At 71.3% G+C, this 21834-nt stretch carries 20 protein-coding genes; 10 read left to right on the top strand and 10 right to left on the bottom strand.

Annotated elements, in window-relative coordinates:
* Positions 1 to 74: 74 nt before the first annotated feature.
* Positions 75 to 2234 carry a serine/threonine-protein kinase gene (locus ACH4S8_RS28440; RefSeq protein ID WP_398398908.1) on the bottom strand — a complete coding sequence of 720 codons (2160 nt, stop codon included), beginning with the start codon at positions 2232 to 2234 and terminating at the stop codon, positions 75 to 77.
* A 275-nt stretch (positions 2235 to 2509) separates the two neighbouring features.
* Between ACH4S8_RS28440 and ACH4S8_RS28435 the strand changes: the two genes are divergently transcribed.
* Positions 2510 to 3586 (top strand): serine hydrolase domain-containing protein, encoded by a 1077-nt coding sequence (locus ACH4S8_RS28435; RefSeq protein ID WP_398398906.1) that lies wholly within the window; start codon positions 2510 to 2512, stop codon positions 3584 to 3586.
* A 140-nt stretch (positions 3587 to 3726) separates the two neighbouring features.
* Here the strand turns inward: ACH4S8_RS28435 and ACH4S8_RS28430 are convergent, their stop codons facing one another.
* The gene (locus ACH4S8_RS28430; protein WP_398398904.1) at positions 3727 to 5433 is read right to left on the bottom strand and encodes a glycerol-3-phosphate dehydrogenase/oxidase; all 1707 of its coding nucleotides are present in this window, start codon (positions 5431 to 5433) and stop codon (positions 3727 to 3729) included.
* Between the two features lie 270 nt (positions 5434 to 5703).
* Here ACH4S8_RS28430 and ACH4S8_RS28425 point away from each other — a divergent pair, with 270 nt between their 5' ends.
* From ACH4S8_RS28425 to ACH4S8_RS28415, 3 genes are all read left to right on the top strand, one after another.
* Positions 5704 to 6912: a nucleotide sugar dehydrogenase gene (locus tag ACH4S8_RS28425; protein WP_398398902.1), complete on the top strand. Its 1209-nt coding sequence runs from the start codon at positions 5704 to 5706 to the stop codon at positions 6910 to 6912.
* Positions 6913 to 7061: 149 nt separating this feature from the next.
* Positions 7062 to 7658, top strand: a complete 597-nt coding sequence (locus ACH4S8_RS28420) for a hypothetical protein (protein ID WP_398398900.1) — start codon at positions 7062 to 7064, stop codon at positions 7656 to 7658.
* A 1-nt stretch (position 7659) separates the two neighbouring features.
* Complete coding sequence (locus ACH4S8_RS28415) at positions 7660 to 7926, top strand: hypothetical protein (protein ID WP_398398898.1); 267 nt, start codon at positions 7660 to 7662, stop codon at positions 7924 to 7926.
* Between the two features lie 87 nt (positions 7927 to 8013).
* Here the strand turns inward: ACH4S8_RS28415 and ACH4S8_RS28410 are convergent, their stop codons facing one another.
* The 4 genes from ACH4S8_RS28410 to ACH4S8_RS28395 all read right to left on the bottom strand — a co-directional run bounded on the left by ACH4S8_RS28410 (position 8014) and on the right by ACH4S8_RS28395 (position 12839).
* Positions 8014 to 9138 (bottom strand): GuaB3 family IMP dehydrogenase-related protein, encoded by a 1125-nt coding sequence (locus ACH4S8_RS28410; RefSeq protein WP_355765811.1) that lies wholly within the window; start codon positions 9136 to 9138, stop codon positions 8014 to 8016.
* Between the two features lie 138 nt (positions 9139 to 9276).
* Positions 9277 to 10785, bottom strand: coding sequence for an IMP dehydrogenase (guaB, locus tag ACH4S8_RS28405; protein WP_398398895.1), 1509 nt, complete (start codon positions 10783 to 10785; stop codon positions 9277 to 9279).
* 592 nt (positions 10786 to 11377) lie between these two features.
* Positions 11378 to 11953, bottom strand: coding sequence for a sigma-70 family RNA polymerase sigma factor (locus tag ACH4S8_RS28400; protein ID WP_326785994.1), 576 nt, complete (start codon positions 11951 to 11953; stop codon positions 11378 to 11380).
* 274 nt (positions 11954 to 12227) lie between these two features.
* A complete protein-coding gene (locus ACH4S8_RS28395) occupies positions 12228 to 12839 on the bottom strand; it encodes a response regulator transcription factor (RefSeq protein ID WP_003948568.1) in 612 nt (203 codons plus the stop codon).
* A 389-nt stretch (positions 12840 to 13228) separates the two neighbouring features.
* Here ACH4S8_RS28395 and ACH4S8_RS28390 point away from each other — a divergent pair, with 389 nt between their 5' ends.
* Positions 13229 to 13558, top strand: coding sequence for a WhiB family transcriptional regulator (locus ACH4S8_RS28390; protein WP_398398892.1), 330 nt, complete (start codon positions 13229 to 13231; stop codon positions 13556 to 13558).
* Between the two features lie 70 nt (positions 13559 to 13628).
* Here ACH4S8_RS28390 and ACH4S8_RS28385 read toward each other — a convergent pair whose 3' ends face one another.
* Positions 13629 to 14525: a LysR family transcriptional regulator gene (locus ACH4S8_RS28385; protein ID WP_398398890.1), complete on the bottom strand. Its 897-nt coding sequence runs from the start codon at positions 14523 to 14525 to the stop codon at positions 13629 to 13631.
* A 79-nt stretch (positions 14526 to 14604) separates the two neighbouring features.
* On the opposite strand from ACH4S8_RS28385, the gene ACH4S8_RS28380 reads away from it, so the two are divergent.
* From ACH4S8_RS28380 to ACH4S8_RS28365, 4 genes are all read left to right on the top strand, one after another.
* Positions 14605 to 15273: an MOSC domain-containing protein gene (locus tag ACH4S8_RS28380; protein WP_398398888.1), complete on the top strand. Its 669-nt coding sequence runs from the start codon at positions 14605 to 14607 to the stop codon at positions 15271 to 15273.
* 95 nt (positions 15274 to 15368) lie between these two features.
* Entirely contained in the window at positions 15369 to 16142 is a 774-nt protein-coding gene (locus ACH4S8_RS28375; RefSeq protein WP_398398885.1) for an SDR family NAD(P)-dependent oxidoreductase, read from the top strand.
* 204 nt (positions 16143 to 16346) lie between these two features.
* Positions 16347 to 16928 (top strand): DUF2165 family protein, encoded by a 582-nt coding sequence (locus tag ACH4S8_RS28370; RefSeq protein ID WP_398398883.1) that lies wholly within the window; start codon positions 16347 to 16349, stop codon positions 16926 to 16928.
* 125 nt (positions 16929 to 17053) lie between these two features.
* Positions 17054 to 18088, top strand: coding sequence for a UbiA family prenyltransferase (locus ACH4S8_RS28365; RefSeq protein WP_398398881.1), 1035 nt, complete (start codon positions 17054 to 17056; stop codon positions 18086 to 18088).
* 108 nt (positions 18089 to 18196) lie between these two features.
* Here the strand turns inward: ACH4S8_RS28365 and ACH4S8_RS28360 are convergent, their stop codons facing one another.
* From ACH4S8_RS28360 to ACH4S8_RS28350, 3 genes are all read right to left on the bottom strand, one after another.
* Positions 18197 to 18901, bottom strand: a complete 705-nt coding sequence (locus tag ACH4S8_RS28360) for a response regulator (protein WP_398399174.1) — start codon at positions 18899 to 18901, stop codon at positions 18197 to 18199.
* Positions 18902 to 18918: 17 nt separating this feature from the next.
* Positions 18919 to 19935, bottom strand: coding sequence for a sensor histidine kinase (locus tag ACH4S8_RS28355; RefSeq protein WP_398398879.1), 1017 nt, complete (start codon positions 19933 to 19935; stop codon positions 18919 to 18921).
* 354 nt (positions 19936 to 20289) lie between these two features.
* Positions 20290 to 20604 (bottom strand): hypothetical protein, encoded by a 315-nt coding sequence (locus ACH4S8_RS28350; protein WP_398398877.1) that lies wholly within the window; start codon positions 20602 to 20604, stop codon positions 20290 to 20292.
* A 234-nt stretch (positions 20605 to 20838) separates the two neighbouring features.
* Between ACH4S8_RS28350 and ACH4S8_RS28345 the strand changes: the two genes are divergently transcribed.
* A complete protein-coding gene (locus tag ACH4S8_RS28345; RefSeq protein ID WP_398398875.1) occupies positions 20839 to 21435 on the top strand; it encodes a TetR family transcriptional regulator in 597 nt (198 codons plus the stop codon).
* Positions 21436 to 21834: the final 399 nt, after the last annotated feature.

The raw sequence follows: 21834 nt of genomic DNA, 5'->3' as shown, positions 1-21834 counted from the left end.
CGGAACGTCACCTGGGGGTGCCGTCCGGATCGGTCCGGATATCGGTCCGGACGGCACCCCAGGCGAGCGGCGCGTCACTTCTTCGGCTGGAAGGTCCCGGTCAGCGTCGCCCATGTGCTCTTGCGCAGCGCGCTGCCCCAGGCGGAGTCCTTCGCCGTGTACATCAGCGCGTACCCCTGATGCGCGTTCACCACGAACCCGCGGTCGATCGTGTGGAACTTGGTGCCGCCGTCCACGGAGGTGAACTCCCAGTCGGCCGTGTTCCAGTTCCGGTAGTCCACGCTCTCTATGCGGATCCTCGAGTACTGGGAGCGCGTCATGTAGCGCTCCTGGTTCTTCCAGTCCGCGACCGGGTCGTCCTTGGGCGTCGACGTCCAGCCGACGAGGAGCTTCTGCCCGTCGGGGCCGGTGAACCGGGCTCCCGCGGCGTCCTGCGACACGTACTCCCACCCCTTCGGCAGCCCGATGGAGAAGCCCTGGCCGCTCTTGTACGTCGACACGGCGGTGGATCCCGAGCCCGGCTCCTTGCCGCCGGATCCCGAATCGTCCGACGAGCTCGTGTCCGAGTCCGAGGACGTGTTCGCGGTGTCGTCCGAACCGGAGCCCGACGTGGAACCGGACGTGGAGCCGGACTTGTCGCCGCTGTCGGTGTGCGCGGCGTCGCTCTTGCCCTTGCCGCCGCTCTTGCCGCCGCCGCTCTTGTCGCCGCCGGAGCCCGTTCCGCTGGAGGCCGTGGCCTTCGCGCCGCCGCCCGTGCCGCCCTTGGCGCCGTTGTCGTCCCCGCCGCCGATCGTGATGGCCAGCACGGTGCCGACCACGGCCAGCGCCACGACGACCGCGAGGATCACCAGCGTCCGCAGCGGCACGACGTCGGTCAGCGAGGCCTTCGGCACCGGGCGTGCCGGGCGCTCGGGCGCCACCGGCCAGCCGGACCCCGAACCGCCGCGCCGGCCGGCCGCGCCCGCGGCACCGGTGGCCGCGCCGGAGTTCACCGGCTTGCCGTCGGAGCCGCCCGTCTGTCCCGGCACGGACGCGTTCACCGCGGTGGTCGGCGCGGAGGTGCCGCCGGCCGGGCCGGCCTCCGCACCGGTTCCTGAACCGGTCTGCGGGGAGGCCGTCTTGGCGGCTCCCTCCGCCCCGGCGGAAGCCGAACCGCCGGCCGCCTTGGCGCGGGCCGTCGCCGCCGAGGTGGCAGCCCCGGCCGAGGTCGCGGCCTTGCGCACCGACCGCAGGGCCCCGCGCAGCCGCTCCGAGGGCTCCTCGCCCTTCTTGGCGCCGGAGGCCGAGCCGCCCGCACCCCGCCGCGACGTCTTCTCCGGCAGCGGCGGCATGGCCACGACCTTCGTCGCGTCCTGCGGCTCCGGCACGCTCTTCTCGGGCGCGGGCGCGCTCAGCACCTCGTTGAGCATGGCCCGTGCGCCCGCGTCGTCCAGCCGCTGCTCGGGATCCTTGGCGAGCAGGCCGTAGATCACGTTCTCCAGCGGGCCCGCGTTCTTGGGCTTTTCGACCGGCTCGGTCATCACCGCGGTGAGCGTCGCGATCGCGGAGCCCTTGTCGTACGGCGGCACGCCTTCCACCGACGCGTACAGCAGACCGCCCAGCGACCACAGGTCGGCGGCGGGTCCGGGCTTGTGACCGCGGGCCCGCTCCGGCGAGATGTAGGAGGGCGCGCCGACGAGCATCCCGGTCGAGGTGATGGACGGGTCGCCCTCCACCTGGGCGATGCCGAAGTCGGTGAGCACGACCCGGCCGTCATGGTCGATCAGCACGTTCGACGGCTTCACGTCCCGGTGCAGGATGCCCTCGCGGTGCGCCGCCTGCAGCACGTCGAGGATGGCCAGACCCACCTCGGCGGCACGCCTGGGCGTGAGCAGTCCGTCCTCGCGGATGACCTCGGCGAGGGACTTGCCCCCGATGAGCTCCATCACGATCCACGGCCGGTTGTCCTCGTCGACCACGTCGAAGACCGTCACCGCGCCGTTGCTGCGGATCCGCGCGATGGCCTTGGCCTCCCGCAGCGTGCGCGTGATCAGCCGGCGCTTCTCGTCCTCGTCGATGGCCGACGGGAACCGCAGCTCCTTCACGGCGACCGTACGGCCCAGGGTCTCGTCCTCGGCGCGCCACACCGTGCCCATGCCGCCGCGGCCGAGAACATCCCCCAGCCGGTACCGCCCGGCGAGGAGACGTTCGCTCTTGTCCTGACGGGATGCTCCCGCCCGCTCCGCCTCCGACATGCGTCCCCTCATGCAACCCGCCCTGACAGAGCCTCCATTGTCCCTCACCCGACAAGTGCCCAGCGCCCTGGGGGCCCCTGGAACCGCAACAGCTCGGCCGGCGGGACGTCCGGACCCCGCCGACGGCTCGCCCACGACCGCGTCCCGGACACCCCGACCACCCTGCGACCACGCCCGCGCGGGTCCGCCGCGCCCGGCCCGAAAACCGGCCCCCGCCAGGGTCCCGGGCACAGAAACGTGTCCCATGATGGGCCGCGACAAGGAAGGACCCAGCGATGCCACTGCCCCGGACACCTCGGACACTTCTGGCCATACCCGTGTCCCTGGCACTGCTCGCCGTGGTCCAGAGCGGCCTGCGAGAGCAGTCCCCGGTCGCCGCGCGGACGCCCGTCGCCCGGACCGTGGACGCCGCGCTGACCCGCCTCGTGACCCGTGGCGGCGCCCCCGCCGCCGCCCTGCTCGTGGGCGACGCGTCCGGTTCACGCTTCGCGAGCACCGGGAACGGAATGGCTCGTTCCGATCATTTCCGTGCCGGGAGCATCACCAAGTCGTTCATCGCGACGGTCGTCCTGCAGCTCGCCGCCGAACACCGGCTGTCCCTGTCCGACTCCGTCGACGGCCATCTGCCCGGCCTGGTGCGCGGCGCGGGCAACGACGGCCGCCGCCTCACGCTGCGCGCGCTGCTCCACCACACCAGCGGCCTCTACGACTTCACCCGGACGACCCGGGGCGCCGTCCCCGTGACTCCGCTTCAAGCCCTGCGCATCGCACTCACCCATCCCCCCGTCGGCCGTGGCCGCTACGCCTACTCGAACACCAACTACGTGCTGCTCGGCATGATCATCGAAAAGGTCACCGGCCACTCGTACGCCACCGAGGCCGAGCGGCGCATCATCACCCCCCTCCACCTGACCGGCACTTCGTTCCCGGGCGGCCGCACGTCGCTTCCCGCGCCGCACGGCCGCGCGTACGCCGCCGACGGCTCCGACGTCACCGAGCTCGACCCGCGCGTGGCCGGCGCGGCGGGTGAGCTGGTGAGCACGCTGGCCGATCTGAACCGCTTCTACGCGGCCCTGCTCGGCGGCCGACTGCTGCCCCCGCGCCGACTGCGCGAGATGCTCGACACCCGCGCCGCACACGGCTCGTACGGCATGGGGCTGTTCCCGGTGAAACTGCCGTGCGGGACCACGGTGTGGGGGCACAACGGCCGGATCACCGGCAGCTACGTGCGCAGCGCGGCCACCGTGGACGGTCGTCACGTCCTCACCTTCCGGGTGAACACGGGCGGGGTCACGGACCCGACGCTCGAACCGGCCCTGCTCGCCGCCGAGTTCTGTCCCCGCACCCCGTAGAACGGACGGGCCCCGGGCAAAGGTCCCGGCTCGCCACACCCGTTCGAGTGACATCGGCGGACTCCGACGGGCTCCGGCGGACTCCGGCGGACTCCGGCGGACTCCGGCGGGGAGCGGCGGGGAGCGGCGGGGAGCGGCGGTCAGAACGGCACGATGTCCGGAGCCCCCAGCCGGGCCGCGTCCGCCGTCAGGTCGTCCGGCTGGCGCTGGGACTCCCGCTCGGCCTCGACCCGCTTCTCGTAGTGCTCCACCTCGCGCTCGATCTGGCCCTTGTCCCAGCCGAGGACCGGCGCCATCAGCTCGGCGGCCTCGCGGGCGCTGCGGGTGCCCCGGTCGAAGGTCTCGATGGAGATGCGGGTGCGCCGGGTCAGGACGTCGTCCAGGTGGCGGGCGCCCTCGTGCGAGGCGGCGTAGACGATCTCCGCCCGGAGGTAGTCCTCGGCGGCCGGCAGGGGTTCGCCGAGGGACGGGTCCGCCGCGATGAGGTCGAGGAGTTCCTCGGCGAGCGACCCGTACCGGTTCAACAGGTGCTCCACCCGCACCACATGGATGCCGGTGCGGGCGGCGATCCGCGCCCGCGCGTTCCACAGCGCCCGGTACCCCTCGGCGCCGATCAGCGGAACGTCCTCGGTGACGCATTCGGCGACGCGCTGGTCGAGGCCGTGCACCGCCTCGTCCACCGCGTCCTTGGCCATCACCCGGTACGTCGTGTACTTGCCGCCGGCCACGACCACTAGTCCGGGCACCGGGTGGGCCACGGTGTGCTCGCGCGACAGCTTGCTGGTGGCGTCCGACTCCCCGGCCAGCAGCGGGCGCAGCCCCGCGTACACCCCTTCGACGTCGTCACGGGAGAGCGGCAGGGAGAGCACCGAGTTCACGTGCTCCAGCAGATAGTCGATGTCCGCGCTGGAGGCCGCCGGGTGCGCCTTGTCCAGGTCCCAGTCGGTGTCGGTGGTGCCGATGATCCAGTGGCGGCCCCACGGGATCACGAACAGCACGGACTTCTCGGTGCGCAGGATCAGTCCCGTCGAGGAGTTGATCCGGTCCTTCGGCACGACCAGGTGGATGCCCTTGGAGGCGCGGACGTGGAACTGGCCCCGCTCCCCGACCATGGCCTGGGTGTCGTCGGTCCACACGCCCGTGGCGTTGACGATCTGCCGGGCGCGGACCGCGTACTCGGCGCCGCCCTCGACGTCGCGCACCCTGGCCCCGACCACCCGCTCGCCCTCGCGCAGGAATCCGGTGACCCGCGCGCGGTTGGCGACCTTCGCTCCGTACGAAGCGGCCGTGCGCACCAGGGTCGCCACATAGCGGGCGTCGTCCATCTGGGCGTCGTAGTACTGCAGGGCGCCGATCAGCGCGTCCTTCTTCAAGGCCGGTGCGACGCGCAGGGCGTGGCGGCGGGTCAGATGGCGGTGGCCGGGCAGGCCCCGGCCGTGGCCGCGGGCCATCGACATGGCGTCGTACAGCGCGACGCCCGAGCCCGCGTACAGCCGCTCCCAGCCCTTGTGCTGCAGGGGGTAGAGGAACGGGACGGGCTTGACCAGATGGGGTGCGAGCCGTTCGAGAAGCAGGCCGCGCTCCTTCAGCGCCTCGCGGACGAGCGCGAAGTCGAGCATCTCCAGATACCGCAGGCCGCCATGGATCAGCTTGCTGGATCTGCTCGACGTGCCCGACGCCCAGTCGCGCGCCTCGACCAGACCGGTGGACAGGCCGCGCGTGACGGCGTCCAGCGCGGTGCCCGCGCCGACCACGCCCGCGCCCACGACCAGCACGTCCAGCTCACGCTCGGCCATTCCCGCCAGTGACTCGGCACGCTCGGCCGGCCCCAGTGTCGCTGTCCTCACCGCTGCCTCCCGCTGTAGGTCGCGCTGGCCGCACCTGTCCGGCGACGCCCGGCTCACATCCCCCTGCCCAAAGTCTGACCGTCTCTCCCCTCATCGGCCACCGTCCGCCCGCAGCGTGTGGACAACTCTCGGCGACGCGCAAGGAATCTTGATCGATAAATCCCGCAAATCGGTCATATTTACTCCTAGTCTGACATTGCTCTCGCCCATCCTGTCCACAGGGCTTGCGCACCTGTCCCACATCGGTTACAGGGAAGGACGGCCCACTCCATGCCCGCAGACCTCGCCGTCATCGGACTCGGTCACCTCGGCCTGCCCCTGGCCCAGGCCGCCGTCGCCGCCGGCATTTCCACCCTCGGCTACAGAACGGGGCCGGAGGGCGGCTCCCTCAGCCCCGCGGAACTGCGCCGGATGCTCTCGGGGGGCTTCCGGCCCACCACGAACCCGGCCGAGCTGGGCCGCGTACGCACCGCCGTCATCTGCGCACCGACCCCTCGGGGCGCGGACGGCGACCTGGACCTCGGCCAGGTGGAGTCGGCGGCCCGCGCCCTGGCCGCCCGGCTGCGCCCTCACACCACGGTGATCCTGGAATCGCCCGTGCACCCCGGCACCACCGAGGGCTTCCTGCTCCCGCTGCTCGAAACCGGCTCCGGACTGCGCGCGGGGCGCGATTTCCACCTCGCCTACTCGCCCAGCCGGGTCGACCCCGGCAACCGCGACTTCACCCCCGCCGGAACGCCGAAGGTCATCGGTGGCCTCACCCCCGCGTGCACCGAGTCGGCCGCCGCCTTCTACGGACGGCTCACCGACAAGGTCGTCCGCGCGCGCGGCCCCCGCGAGGCGGAGACCGTGCAGGTCCTGGAGACCAATTTCCGGCACGTCAACATCGCGCTCGTCAACGAGATGGCCGTGCTCTGCCACGACCTGGGCGTCGACCTGTGGGACGTGATCCGCTGCGCGGAGACCAAGCCGTTCGGGTTCCAGGCGTTCCGGCCCGGCCCGGGAGTCGGCGGACACGGGATCGCCCAGGACCTCGGCGACTCCTCCGGACGCCCCCTGCGCATGGTCGAACTGGCCCGGCAGGTCAACGACCACATGCCCCGGTACGTCGTCCAGCGCGCCGCCGCGCTGCTCAACGAGCACGGGAAGTCCGCCCGCGCCGCGCGGGTGCTCCTGCTCGGCGTCACCTACAAGGCGGACATCGCCGACCAGCAGGGCACCCCCGCCCACGAGATCGCCGTACGGCTGATGGAACTCGGCGCCTCCGTCAGCTACCACGACCCGCACGTGCCGGCCTGGAGCGTCCTCGGGCGGCCCGTACCGCGCGCGGACTCCCTCTACGAGGCCGCGGCCGACGCCGACCTGACGATCCTGCTCCAGCAGCACCGCACCTACGACCTGCAAGGACTGTCCGTGAAGGCCCAACTCCTCCTGGACACACGGGGAGCGACCCCGACGGGAGCGGCACACCGGCTCTGACCTCAGGAAATCACCTCACCGATTGTCACTCCCCCCTGCTAATCTGCGGCAGCTCTCGCACACGCGTGCGCCCTGCCCCGGGCGCCGACAGGCGTGCGCGACGTCCCTGGCACACGCCCTGTGCGCCAACATCCCTGGGGGGGAACCACATGAGTGAGTCGACGCCGCCGTCCGGTCCACCGGTCGACGCCAACCCGTACGCGGACGCGCCCGCCGCGCCCGCCGCGCCCGCCGACCAGCCGCCCGTCCCGCAGCCGGGTGACCCGCAGCAGGCCGCGCCGCAGGGCCCGCCGCAGCCCGGCTTCCCGACCGCGCCCGTCGCTCCGGCGGCCCCGGCGCGCGGCAACTTCGCGCTCGGTGTCCTCGCCTCCGTCGGCGCCGGTGTGCTGTCCGCGATCCTGTACGGCATCGTCACCGGCCTCACCAAGCACGAGATCGGCTACGCCGCCATCGGTGTCGGCTTCCTCGTCGGCATCGCCACGGGCCGCGTGGGCGGCCGCAGCCAGAGCCTCCCGGTCGTCGGCGTGATCGTCTCCGTCGCCTCGATCTACCTCGGCCAGCTGATCGGCGAGGCCATGATCATCGCGAAGCACTTCGACGTCGCCTTCAACGAGGTCTTCTTCGACCACCTCGACGTGGTCCAGGATCTGTGGAAGTCCGACGCCGACTTCATGACCTTCGTCTTCTTCGCGATCGCGGCCTACGTGGCGTTCCAGAGCACCCGCAAGGCCGGGCACGGTGGCTGACATGCCCGTCTGGCTGTTCCTGATGGTGCTCGGGCTCGCGGCCTTGGTGGCCGGGGGCTGGGTCGCCCTCGACATCCGGGGCGCCGCGGCGGCGATGGTGGCCTCCCAGCAGCGCGGCCACGACCTGCGGGCCGCCGCGACCGGTGACTTCTCGCCGCCGGTCCGGTGGGTCACCGCGTTCGGCTTCCGGGCGTTCGGGGCGGCCATCGGTCTGGCCGGCCTCGTCCTGTTCCTCGGGGGCGTCCTCGAACTGCTCACCAACGGCTGACCGCCCCCGAACACACGGGAAGGGCCCCCACCAATCGGTGGGGGCCCTTCGCGCGTACGACGTGAGAACGCCGGTGGAACCGTGCGGCTAGCGCTTGTGCTGCGAGTCCGCGACCGTCACCTCGACGCGCTGGAACTCCTTCAGCTCGCTGTAGCCGGTGGTGGCCATGGCGCGGCGCAGGGCGCCGAAGATGTTCATCGAACCGTCCGGGATGTGCGACGGGCCGGTGAGGATCTCCTCGATGGTGCCGACGGTGCCGAGGTCGACCTTCTTGCCGCGCGGCAGCTCCTCGTTCACCGCCTCCATGCCCCAGTGGTGGCCGCGGCCGGGCGCGTCGGTGGCGCGCGCGAGCGGGGAGCCCATCATCACGGAGTCGGCGCCGCAGGCGATGGCCTTGGGGAGGTCGCCGGACCAGCCCACCCCGCCGTCGGCGATGACGTGCACGTACCGGCCGCCGGACTCGTCCATGTAGTCGCGGCGGGCCGCGGCGACGTCCGCGACGGCGGTGGCCATCGGGACCTGGATGCCCAGCACGTTGCGCGTGGTGTGCGCGGCGCCGCCGCCGAAACCGACCAGGACACCGGCCGCGCCGGTGCGCATCAGGTGCAGGGCCGCGGTGTACGTGGCGCAGCCGCCGACGATCACCGGGACGTCGAGTTCGTAGATGAACTGCTTCAGGTTCAGCGGCTCGGCGGCACCGGAGACGTGCTCGGCCGACACCGTCGTACCGCGGATGACGAAGATGTCCACGCCCGCGTCGACGACGGCCTTGGAGAACTGCGCCGTGCGCTGCGGGGACAGGGCGGCGGCGGTGACGACTCCGGAGTCGCGCACCTCCTTGATGCGCTGCCCGATCAGCTCCTCCTTGATGGGAGCCGCGTAGATCTCCTGAAGACGGCGGGTCGCGCTCTCCGAGTCCAGCCCGGCGATCTCGTCGAGCAGCGGCTGCGGGTCGTCGTACCGCGTCCAGAGGCCTTCCAGGTTCAGGACGCCGAGGCCGCCCAGCTCGCCGATACGGATCGCGGTGGCCGGGGAGACGACCGAGTCCATGGGGGCGGCCAGGAACGGCAGCTCGAAGCGGTACGCGTCGATCTGCCAGGCGATCGAGACCTCCTTCGGGTCCCGCGTACGGCGGCTCGGGACGACGGCGATGTCGTCGAAGGCGTACGCCCGGCGGCCGCGCTTGCCGCGCCCGATCTCGATCTCAGTCACGTTGTGGCCTTTCCGTCTTCGCTTCTGCGCCTCCCAGTATCCCCGACGCCCACGACGAGGGCGGCCCCGGAACCTCCGGGACCGCCCTCGTGGCGGGCTTCCACGCGCGAGTGGAAGCCTTTTCAGGTGTACGGGTGACTACTTCAGGCGGCTGTAGTTCGGCGCCTCGACCGTCATCTGGATGTCGTGCGGGTGGCTCTCCTTGAGGCCCGCCGAGGTGATGCGGACGAACCGGCCGCGCTCCTGGAGCTCGGGCACGGTACGGCCGCCGACGTAGAACATCGACTGGCGCAGACCGCCGACCAGCTGGTGGACGACCGCGGAGAGCGGGCCGCGGTAGGGCACCTGGCCCTCGATGCCCTCGGGGACGAGCTTCTCGTCGGAGGCGACGCCCTCCTGGAAGTAGCGGTCCTTGGAGAAGGAGCGCTGCTCGCCGCGGGACTGCATGGCACCCAGGGAGCCCATGCCGCGGTACGACTTGAACTGCTTGCCGTTGATGAACAGCAGCTCGCCCGGGGACTCCTCGCAGCCCGCGAGCAGCGAGCCGAGCATCACCGTGTCGGCGCCCGCGACCAGGGCCTTGGCGATGTCGCCGGAGTACTGGAGGCCACCGTCGCCGATGACCGGGACACCGGCCGCCTTGGCGGCGAGCGACGCCTCGTAGATGGCCGTGACCTGCGGGACGCCGATGCCGGCGACGACGCGGGTGGTGCAGATGGAACCGGGGCCGACACCGACCTTGATGCCGTCGACGCCCGCGTCGATCAGGGCCTGCGCGCCGTCACGGGTGGCGATGTTGCCGCCGATGACGTCGACGCCCGAGGAGTTCGACTTGATCTTGGCGACCATGTCGCCGACCAGCCGGGAGTGGCCGTGCGCGGTGTCGACGACGATGAAGTCGACGCCCGCCTCGATCAGGGCCTGGGCACGCTCGAAGGCGTCACCCGCGACACCGACGGCCGCGCCGACCAGCAGACGCCCCTCGGAGTCCTTGGCAGCGTTCGGGTACTTCTCGGCCTTGACGAAGTCCTTGACCGTGATGAGGCCCTTGAGGACGCCCGCGTCGTCGACCAGCGGAAGCTTCTCGATCTTGTGGCGGCGCAGGAGCTGCATCGCGTCGTGGCCGGAGATGCCGACCTTGCCGGTGACCAGCGGCATCGGCGTCATGACCTCGCGCACCTGGCGCGAGCGGTCGGTCTCGAAGGCCATGTCGCGGTTGGTGACGATGCCGAGCAGCTTGCCGCCGCCGTCGGTGACCGGCACACCCGAGATGCGGAACTTGGCGCAGATCGCGTCGGCCTCGCCGAGCGTGGCGTCCGGGTGCACGGTGATCGGGTCGGTCACCATGCCGGACTCGGAGCGCTTGACCAGGTCGACCTGGTTGGCCTGGTCCTCGATGGACAGGTTGCGGTGCAGAACACCGACGCCGCCCTGACGGGCCATCGCGATCGCCATGCGCGATTCGGTGACCTTGTCCATGGCGGCGGAGAGCAGCGGGATGTTGACCCGGACGTTCTTCGAGATGTGCGAGGCGGTGTCGATCTGGTCGGGCGCCATGTCCGACGAGCCCGGCAGCAGCAGCACGTCGTCGTAGGTCAGCCCGAGTGTCGCGAATTTGGCGGGCACTCCGTCGACGTTGGCAGTCATGACACCTTCCCCAAATGGCCTTGATCGGTGCGGATGTCCATGCTAACGGGAAGCATGGCTCACTCATTCCACGGTTGAGGGTGGGCTTCGGCTTCGTATGTTCGTACGGGACGACGGCCGTTCCCGTTCAGACCCGTTCCCGGCGAGGATCCGGAGCGACCGGCAGGGGCCCGGCGACTGGTGGGGCGGACGCCCGCCGACGCTCCCTCCCTGTGGTGGAGGCGGCGCAGCACCGTGCCGGCGGGCCCGATCCGCGCCGTCGGGGGCCGTCACCTTTTGCCTGCAATTTGCGGAGGGGAAGGGACCGGGGTGCCCCGGCGCACGGCGACGACCGCTCGACCGGGGTGACCGGCATCACCGGAAAGTGTCACGCAGGTCTTGACATGAGGTCTTGACGCGACCGGCTCGACGCGCCCCTGCCATCCCTCGACACGACCGGCTCGACAGAACCGCGCCGCCCTCGACACGACCCGCTCGACGCGCCCCTGTCATCCCTCGACTCGACGCGACCCGCCCGGCAGGACCATGCCGCCTCGGCCCTGTCACCGCGGCCCGACCCGGGCCGCGTCACCGCGCGGCCCGACCGGTTCTCCTACTGCTCCGCCAGTGCCCGCAGCCGGCTCAGCGCCCGGTGCTGGGCCACCCGGACGGCGCCCGGCGACATGCCCAGCATCTGGCCCGTCTCCTCGGCCGTGAGGCCCACCGCGATCCGCAGCAGGAGCAGCTCGCGCTGGTTCTCGGGCAGGTTGGCCATGAGTTTCTTGGCCCATTCGGCATCGCTGCTGAGCAGCGCGCGCTCCTCGGGCCCCAGGGAGTCGTCGGGCCGCTCCGGCATCTCGTCGGACGGGACGACCGTGGACCCCGGATGACGCATCGCGGCACGCTGGAGGTCGGCGACCTTGTGTGCGGCGATCGCGAAGACAAACGCCTCGAAAGGCCGACCGGTGTCCTTGTACCGCGGCAGCGCGAGGAGCACCGCGACACAGACCTCCTGCGCCAGATCCTCCACGAAGTGCCGCGCGTCTCCCGGAAGCCGGGACAGCCGGGCGCGGCAGTAACGCAGCGCGAGCGGGTGTACGTGGGCGAGCAGGTCGTGCGTGGCCTGTTCGTCGCCGTCGACCGCGCGAAGGACGAGCGCGCCGATCCCCGTCGTCTCGTCTTCACGCATCGGTCCATGGTGCCTTGGCGTCGTCCTGTCCGTGGCACCGCGTCCATAGTTGTGCACCGAAGCGTTATGAGCAGGTGCGCCGGAACTCATCTCCTGCGCCCTCCCCTTCCGCTCGACCGACTTGTCCCCAAGGAACTCCACACCTCAAGGATGCGGCATCCGCCGGGAAACGGGGATCGGACACCGAAGAGACCCTCTCCGAGGGCCCGGCCCCACCCGCCGTCCGGCGGGCAGGGACTACTGCCGTCTTACCCATACCCGCGAGGCGGCTCACCTAGCGGACCAGGCCCCACCGGAATCCGAGCGCGACCGCGTGCGCCCGGTCCGAGGCGCCGAGCTTCTTGAAGAGCCGCCGCGCGTGGGTCTTGACCGTGTCCTCGGAGAGGAACAGTTCACGGCCGATCTCCGCGTTCGAGCGTCCGTGGCTCATTCCTTCGAGAACCTGGATCTCACGCGCGGTGAGCGTGGGCGCGGCGCCCATCTCCGCCGAACGCAGTCTGCGCGGCGCGAGCCGCCAGGTCGGGTCGGCCAGCGCCTGGGTCACGGTGGCCCGCAGTTCGGCCCGCGAGGCGTCCTTGTGGAGATAGCCGCGGGCGCCGGCGGCGACGGCGAGTGCCACCCCGTCCAGGTCCTCGGCGACGGTGAGCATGATGATGCGCGCACCGGGGTCGGCGGACAGCAGCCGCCTGACCGTCTCCACGCCGCCCAATCCGGGCATACGTACGTCCATCAGAATCAAATCCGAACGGTCGGCCCCCCAGCGGCGGAGGACTTCCTCGCCGTTGGCCGCCGTCGTCACGCGCTCGACGCCGGGCACGGTCGCAACCGCGCGGCGGAGCGCTTCTCGGGCAAGCGGGGAGTCGTCGCAGACGAGGACGGATGTCATGACCGTCCTCCGCAGCTGATGCGCGTCACCTTGAGCCTCCAGGCTGTTACGAATCGTCACCTGTGCGGTCGACACTCGCAGGCGGATATGGCCACCTACCCGAGCGCTTGTTCCTTCAACCGCCTCAGCCATCTCAACGATGGTCACTCGAAAGAGTTACGGGGCAGTCGGCCGTCATCGGCACTGTACGTGAGGACGCGAACACGGTGCAGACATGCGCGCCGACCCTCAACGTTTCATCACAACCCATGCCCCATTTAGCCTGTTTTCTTCCCATTTGCTGGTGTCTGAGGCTAGATTCGCAATGAGTCATATTTTCATCTCCTTAGATCGTAGATGTACGGTCGGTGGGCACAGAGCAGCCCAGAACGGCAACAAGGGGACACGCAATGGCAGATTTCTCCCGCCTTCCCGGTCCGAACGCGGACCTCTGGGACTGGCAGCTCCTCGCGGCCTGCCGAGGGGTCGACAGCTCGCTCTTCTTCCACCCGGAGGGCGAGCGTGGTGCGGCACGGAGCGCTCGTGAGAACTCGGCCAAAGAGGTCTGCATGAGATGCCCCGTGCGCGCAGAGTGCGCGGCACACGCGCTGGCGGTGCGCGAACCGTACGGCGTGTGGGGCGGGCTGACCGAGGACGAGCGCGAAGAGCTCATGGGACGGGCACGCAACCGACTGGTCTCGGCGGCGGCCACCGGAAACACCTCTGCCCCGAACGACTGAAGCAACGTTTCTGCCGGGTGGGTGCGCACCGGCCCGTCCATGACGGTCCGGCTCCCTCGCGGGCAGAGTCCTAGCGGGCCGCCGCCCGTGCCAGGCGGTCCAGCGTCGCGGCCACCGCCGGCACCTCGGCGAGGTCCGGAAGGGTGAGGGCGACGATCTCGCGGCACACCGCCGGCTCCACCGTCACGGTCCGCGCCCCCTTCGGACGGACGGACTCGATCGCGAGCTCCGGCAGGACGGCGACCCCGAGTCCCGCACCCACGAGCCCGACCACCGCCGGGTAGTCGTCGGTGGCGAAGTCGATGCGGGGCTCGAAACCGGCACCGCGGCAGACCTCGACGAGCTGGCCGCGACAGCGCGGGCAGCCCGCGATCCACGACTCACCGGCGAACTCGCCGATCGCGACGGACCCCGAGCGCGCGAGCGGGTGCCCCTCGGGCACCAGGCCGACCAGACGGTCCGTCAGCAGGGGCCGCACGACGAGGTCGTCCCACTCCTCCACGCCCGGAGCGCTCTCGTAGCGGAAGGCGAGCGCGATGTCGCAGTCACCGGCCCGGAGCTTCTCGACGGACTCGGGCGGTTCGGCCTCCTCCAGGGAGACCCGTGTGCCGGGGTGGGCGGCGCGCAGCGCGGCGAGGGCCGTGGGCACGAGGGTGGAACTGCCGCTGGGGAAGGAGACCAGACGGACGCGGCCGGCGCGCAGACCGGCGATCGCGGCGACCTCCTCCTCCGCGGCCGTGAGGCCGGCGAGGATGCTCGCCGCGTGCTTGACCAGGGCCTCGCCCGCCTGGGTCAGGCGCATCTCGCGCCCCGTCCTGACGAGCAGGGGGGTGCCCACGGACGACTCCAGGGCCTTCATCTGCTGGCTGACGGCAGGCTGGGTGCAGCCCAGTTCGCGGCCCGCCGCCGAGAAGGATCCGGTGGTGGCGACGGCGCGCAGGACACGGAGATGACGGGCCTCGATCACCCTTCGAGCATAAGCGCGCCTTGGGTACTGTGCCCAATATCGCGTCGACGCTTTGACCTGTATCACCTAGCTTGATGTCATGAGGCTTCTGTCACTGAACCTGGGCCGGGCGCAGGCCGTCGCGTACACGGACCAGCCGGAGGGCGTGACCGGCATCGGCAAGCGGCCGGTCGACGGGCCGGTCCGCGTGACCGCGCCGGGGCCCAAGGGGACGGGCGGGAGCGGGCTCGCCGGGGACGCGGTGTGCGACCTGCGGCATCACGGCGGTGACGACCAGGCGGTGTACGCGGTCGCGCGCGAGGACCTCGACGACTGGGAGCGCGAGCTCGGCCGGACGCTGCCGAACGGCGTGTTCGGCGAGAACCTCACGACGCTGGGGCTCGACGTGTCCGGCGCGCTGATCGGGGAACGCTGGCGGATCGGTTCCGGTGTCGTCCTGGAGGTCACCTGCGGGCGCATCCCGTGCCGCACCTTCCAGGAGCACCTCGGCGAGAAGCGCTGGGTGAAGCGGTTCACGCAGCGGGGTGCGCCGGGCGCGTACCTGCGGGTGATCGAGCCCGGCGAGATCCGCTGCGGGGACCCGGTCGAGATCGTGCACCGGCCGGACCACGACGTCACCGTCGCCCTCCAGTTCCGTGCCGCGACGACCGACCGGAAGCTGCTGCCGCGGCTGCCGGCCGCGGGCGAGGCACTGCATCCGGAGGCGCTGGCGGCGGCGCGGGAGTACGTGGCGAAGTACGGCGGGTAGGGCCCCTCCGGCGGATCGTGCCGCGGACGCCGGACAGGCCCCGGGGGCGTCCGGCATCGGCGGCGGGGGGCCCGGCCTGTCACTACCCTTGCGCCATGACAACGGCTCTGATTACGGGATCGACCGCGGGGATCGGTGCCGCCTTCGCGCGGCGGCTGGCGGCGGACGGGCACGACCTCGTGCTCGTGGCGCGCGACACGAAGCGGCTGCGGGAGCAGGCGACCGAGCTGCACGACCGGCACGGCATCGAGGCGGAGGTGCTCACGGCGGACCTGGCGACGGACGAGGGCATCGAGGAGGTCGCCGGCCGGCTGTCCGACCGCAAGAATCCGGTCGACCTGCTGGTCAACAACGCCGGCTTCGGCAACAAGGGCCGCTATCTGGACGTGCCGATGGCGGACGAGCTGAAGATGCTCAAGGTGCACTGCGAGGCGGTGCTCCGGCTGACGTCGGCGGCGGCCGAGGCGATGCGGGAGCGCGGCCGGGGCGGTGTCGTCAACGTGGCGTCGGTGGCCGCGTTCGTGCCGCGGGGTACGTACGGGGCGTCGAAGGCGTGGGTCGTGCAGTTCACGCAGGGCGCGGCGAAGGATCTCGCGGGCAGCGGGGTGCGGCTGATGGCGCTGGCCCCGGGCTTCGTGCGCACCGAGTTCCACGAGCGGGCCGGCATGGGCACGGACAACATCCCGAACTGGATGTGGCTGGACGCCGACAAGCTGGTCGCGGCGGCGCTGGCGGACCTGGCGCGCGGGAAGTCACTGTCCGTTCCGGATCCGCGCTACAAGGCACTGATGGGACTGGTCAAGGTGACACCGCGGGCGCTGCTCGGCGGGGTCTCCTCGAAGACGGGACGCAAGTACGGTCCCCAGTAGTCCGCGGGGGAGACCCTCCGACGGCGAGCCTCGTCGCGTGCGGGGCCGGACGGTGAGGCCGGACGGGCAGGTCGAAGAGGGATCTGTCGGGGCCGGGCGGGCGGCGACAGGCTGAAGGGGTCGAAAGCACCGGGCGGCCCGCTGGTGAGGCGCCCGGGACTTCACGGCTCCCTACGCTCCGTCCCCATCACCGAGGAGACTCCCATGGCGCTCACTGCCGCCCGGACGGCCCACAGCGGCGCGTCCACCACGTCCGCGGACCGTTCCGACCTCGCGGTGCGCTCGCGCCTCGCCGCGTTCAACGCCTTCCTGCTCAGCGGGCTGACCCTGTGGCTCGGCCTGGTGACGCTGAACAACCTGAACGACTTCGGGACCAACCGGGCGCTGATCAGCCGCATGCTGACCATGGCCGACCTGATCCACGACCCGGTGCGCGGCAACGGCCTGCAGTGGCGTGCGCTGCCGGACTCGATGGCGACACCCACCCTGATCGGCGTCATCGTCTACGAGATCCTCACGGTCGCCCTGCTCGCCCGGGCCGCGGTCCTGCAGGTGCGCCGGGCGCGCGGCCTCCGGTCCGGCATCGCCACCACGCAGCACACCAACCTGGCGCTGGGCGCGTTCGTCGGCCTCTTCCTGCTCTTCCTGACGGGCGGCATGTGGTTCGGGTACTGGATCTACATCGGCGCCGCGCAGCAGGTCCACTTCACCGGCCTGATCATCGGTCTGCTGGCCGCGCTTCTGGTCAATCTCCCCTCGGTGACCGGGGCGCAGCAGGAGCAGTGAACCAGCCGGTGACCGGCACCCCCGTCGGCGGTCCTTCCGATACTCCTCCTTCCCCAAAGGGAGTACCGGAAGGGCCGCCGATGGGGGATGTGTGTCCGGTCCGGCGTTCATTACCGTCCTCGGCCATGGGGGTACACACCGCACGACTCAGCGCTCAGCTCACGCAGACCGGCACGGAGATCGCTCCTCCTCCCGGCGCCTTCGACACCGCCCGGCACCCGGCCCGCAGGACGGGCGGCATCGGCCGCACGAACCTCACCGGTGCCTCGGACGCTCCACGAAAGATTCCCGGCCTCCGTCTCTTCGTCGAGGAAGCACGCCCCAGCGTCCAGCTCATCTTTCTGATGCGTTTTCTGACCGGCGCGGTCCTCGCGGCCGGCGGACGGTTCTCCGGTCTCGGAGCGTCCGTGTTCGTGGCGGGAATCGGCTGGATGCTCGCGACGCTGTTCACGTACGGGATCAACGGGGTGTGCGACGTGCACGAGGACCTGGTCAACAGGACGGGCCGCCCCATCGCACGGGGGGATCTGCCGCCCGGGATCGCGGCGGTGTGGACCTGGCTCTGCGCGGCCGGCTCCGTGATCGCGATGCTGTCGACCGGCAGCACCTTGCTCACCACGTACGACCTGCTGTTCCTGCTGCTCGGATACGCCTACTCCGCGACCCCGCTCCAGTTGAAGCGGACCGCCGCGGGAGCCTCCGGTTCGGTGCTCCTGATGGGGCTGCTGACCTACGCCGCGGGGTGGACGGCCGCCGGCCGGACGCTGCCCACCGGGCCGGATCTCGCCGTCGCGTGCGCGATGTCGCTGTGGATGGCCGCGGTGGGCGCGGTCACCAAGGACTTCTCGCACGTCGCCGGCGACGCGGCGGCCGGGCGGCGCAGCTCGGTCACCGCCTGGGGCGACGGGACGGCGCGGCTCGTCGCGGCCGTCGGGGCGCTCGTGGTGGCCGGGGGGTTCGCGGCCGTGGCCGGACACCGTCCCGCGCTGCTGGGACCGGCGGCCGCCGTGCTGCTCTGCGGCGCGGTCGCGGTGACGGTCCTGTGCCGTACGACCCGGGGGGACGAGGCCAGGGGGCGCACTCCGTACCGCGCCTTCATGGTGACGCAGTATCTGGTGCATCTGGCGATCTTCGCGAGGCTCGTCTGGCCGACGCCGTAGGTGCGTGCCGTTCCGTTTCGGCCCGCCCCGCCCGCATCGCGGCCTGGTGTGGACGTGTCTCCCCGAAGTCCCCGGGGGACACGGACATGCCGGGCCGCCGCGTTGCCCTCAGGCTCCGCGGCGCGGGCCGGCTCCGAAGCGGGGTTCGGCGGGGACACGGCCCGGAGCGGGGATCAGCCGGCGTTCGACCGCCTTGTTGACGGCGTCGATACGGGAGACGGCGTCGAGCTTGGCGAAGATGTTGCGCATGTGGCGCTTGATGGTGCCCTCGGCGATCCCGAGCCGCACGGCGATCTGACGGTTGCTCATGGCCCGTGCGACCAGGCCGAGGACCTCGACCTCGCGTTCGGAGAGGGTGCCCTCGGGTGTGGCCGGTTCGGGGCGCAGGCTCGCGGGCGAGACGGAGACCGTGACCGTGCGCCCGCTGCCGCCGTCGCCGTCGCGTACGGCGGAGACCAGCGTCTCGCGGCCGGCGCTCTTGTGCAGGTATCCGCTGACCCCGAGCCGCAGCAGCTCCTGCACCAGTTGCTGGCCGTCGTACATGCTGAGCACGATGATGCGCAGGCCGGGGTCTCGCTCCAGGAGCCTGCGAACGGTCAGCGGCGGGTCGTTGCGGGGCATCTCGATGTCGAGCAGGACGACATCGGGACGGTGTTCTGCGGCGAGCCGGACGGCGTCCTCGCCGTTGCCCGCCTGGGCCACCACCTGGAATCCGGGCTCGGTGCGCAGCAGATCGCACAGGGCTTCGCGCAGCAGGGTGTGGTCGTCCGCGACGAGGATGCGGACGATGCCGGTGTGCTCGCCGCCCGCCATGGGCTTGTCGTGCTCGTTCACCGGACGCCGTGGCCTTCCTTGATGGGTATCCAGATGGTGACGTGGGTCCCGCGACCGCGCGCCGAGTCGATGTGGAGGGTGCCGGCGACGAGGTCGGCCCGCTCCTGCAGCCCGGTCAGGCCGTTGGCGCGGTCGCCCGCGCGGGTCTTCGCGGTGTCGAAGCCGAGGCCGTCGTCGATGATCTCGGTCTGGATCTCGTGCGGCGCGATGTCGATGTGGACCACGATGTTGCCCGCCTCCGCATGCCGGAAGGCGTTCCGCAGGCATTCGCGGACCATGATGAACAGCTCCTCGGACACCGGCTGCGGAATCCATTCGTCCAGGCCGCGCACCCATACCCGGACCGGGGCCACCGAGTCGCCCATCGAGGCCACGAACTGGTTGATCGCCTCCTCCAGGCAACCGGAGACGGACGGGCGGCGCAGTTCGGTGACGAGTTCCCTGGTCCGCGCGAGCGTTTCCAGGATGGCCGCCTGGGCGGACCGTACGGTCGGGGGCATGTCGCCGCCCTGCCGGCCCAGCTCGACCTCGTACAGCTCCAGTTGGCGCATGGCCAGGCTCAGCGAGTTGCCGACCTGGTCGTGGATCTCGCGGGCCAGTTTGCGGTGGCCCTGTTCGTGCACCTCGCGGACCCGGCCGAGCATGAAGGAGTCGTACGCGATCGAGCCGACCTCGAGGCGGCGGCCGATACCCTGCTGCAGGGCGCGGACGGCGACGGTGTACCCGTCGACGCGCCCGGAATCCTTCTCGTCGACGTCCTCGACGCTCTTGAGCAGGTATTCGAGCACCGTGTCGAAGAGGATGACACCGGCGCGCACCGAGTGGGTGAGGTGGATGCTCTGCTGGACGCGGATCGCGCCCAGGTCGACCACTTCGGCGATCTGGCTGTCGGTGACCGTGGTCCGTCCGAGCGCGAGGCTCTCGGCACAATCGGCGAAAATTCGACGGGCTTGAAGCTCGCATTGCTGCCACGCTCGGGGCTCGCCGACGAGTGGGCTGCTGATGGCGCGCAAGCGCGCCGCATAGGCGGCGACGGCCTCGTCCTCGTAGGACCTGAAGTGGCGCGCAGAAACACTTCCGGCGCCAATACGGTCGGCGCTGCTGCCACTCCGACGGCCCGTTAATTCGCTCAAAACGCCCTCCTCCCCCGTGGCCCAGAGCCACCCCCACAGCGTCTGATCCGGGTGCAGAGTAAGCCAATCGGCAGAGGCCCGGCAGAAGGTGGCGCAAAAGAGCCCCTTCGGAATTCACTTGAAAAAGCAACTGGATGGCCGACAAAAACAGGCCCGGCAGCGGGGGACTGCCGGGCCTGTCGGGGGATGGCCTCTCGGTGGGTCCGGGCGCATGCCCGGGTATGCGCCCGGCCGTTACGAGCGGCGGCGGAGCACCGCGGCACGCACCTTCAGGAGCGTGGGGAGCAGGGCGTAGACCACGGCCGGGACGACCACGCCGGTGACGATCAGGTTGCGCAGCAGCACCGGGAGGCCCATGACATAGGGGCCGATCAGGAGCTGCGCGACGGTCAGGGCCGAGAAGACCGACAGCCAGGTGAACAGGAACCGGGTGTGGATGGAGGGCAGTGCCGCCGGGGGCGCCGCCTGGGTCCGCACCGGAGGCCGGGGAGTGGCAGTCGTCGTGGTGGCGGCGATGGCCTCGGTGGTGCCGGGAGCAACGGTGGTCATGGCGGATTCCAATCCGGTCGGCGTCTGCGCTGCTGAACATCTGGATCGCTGGATCGCTCCGCCGGCCATGGAGCCGGTCGGTGCGGGGTGCTGACGGTGCGGGGTCGTACTGAGTCCTGGGGCCGGGACCGCGGTGCCTTGGTCCCGGCGACACCACAACTAAATCAACCAACCAGTTGGATGTCAACCATCCAGTTGGTTGGCAATCGGGGGCGTGCGCCCTAGCCTGGAGTCATGACACGGGATCCGGGCCTCACCAAAGAGCGGCTGCTCGCCGCCGCGACGGAAGAATTCGCAGCTCACGGGATTGCCGGCGCTCGCGTCGACCGCATCGCCGCGAGCGCGGGAGTCAACAAGGAGCGCATCTACGGCTACTTCGGCAACAAGCAGAAGCTCTTCGACGCGGTCGTGGGCCGCGCCCTCGACGAGGTCGCCGAGGCCGTGCCGTTTCACAGCGGGGACGATCCGGCCGAGTACGTCGGGCGGGTCTACGACTTCCACCGCGACAACCCCGTGCTCGTGCGGCTCCTGCTGTGGGAGGGCCTGCACTACCGCAACGAGGTGCTGCCGGGCGAGGACAGCCGACGCGGTCACTACGAGGACAAGATCGCCGCACTCGCGGGGAGCCTGGGGTTCGCCCGGGCCCTGGGCGAGGAGGTGTCCACCGAGGTCGCTCCCATGCTGCTGACCTTGATCGGTCTGGCCGTGTGGCCTCACGCGGTGCCGCAGATGGCCCGGTTGATCCTGGACCCGGCCGCGCCCGAGACGGATCTGCGCGAGCACGTGGTGGAGTTCGCGAGGCGGGCTGTCGCGGCGCGGGTCGAGGTCTGAGGCGAGGGGCCCCGGGCCCAGGGTCAGAGGTCCCTGGGCCCGGGCCTGGTCTGGGGGCCGGGCCCGGAGCCCGGACCCAGGGGGCTGGGCCTGGAGTCCAGACCCAGGGGGCCGGGCCTGGAGCCCAGACCCAGGAGGCCGGGCCCGGAGCCCGGACCCAGGAGGCCGGGCCTGGAGCCCAGACCGGGGGGCCGGGGCCCGCCGCCCCCTCAAGAATTCGGGACCCTCTCCGCTCATCACCGCCGGACGCCACCGCAGACCGGGGACCAGTTCCGGCTCGCCGCCCCTGAAGAGTTCGGGGCCTTCTCCGTGCACCGCCGCCGGACGCCTGACGCAGGCCAGGGACCGGGTCCGGGCCGCCGCCCCTCAAAAGCCCGGGCTTCCGGGCATTGCCGCCGG

Origin of the sequence: Streptomyces sp. NPDC021080, from assembly GCF_044333225.1 — a bacterium.
Lineage (GTDB): Bacteria > Actinomycetota > Actinomycetes > Streptomycetales > Streptomycetaceae > Streptomyces.
The sequence above is the reverse complement of the archived record's forward strand: the minus strand, read 5'-3'. Positions and strand labels throughout refer to the sequence as shown.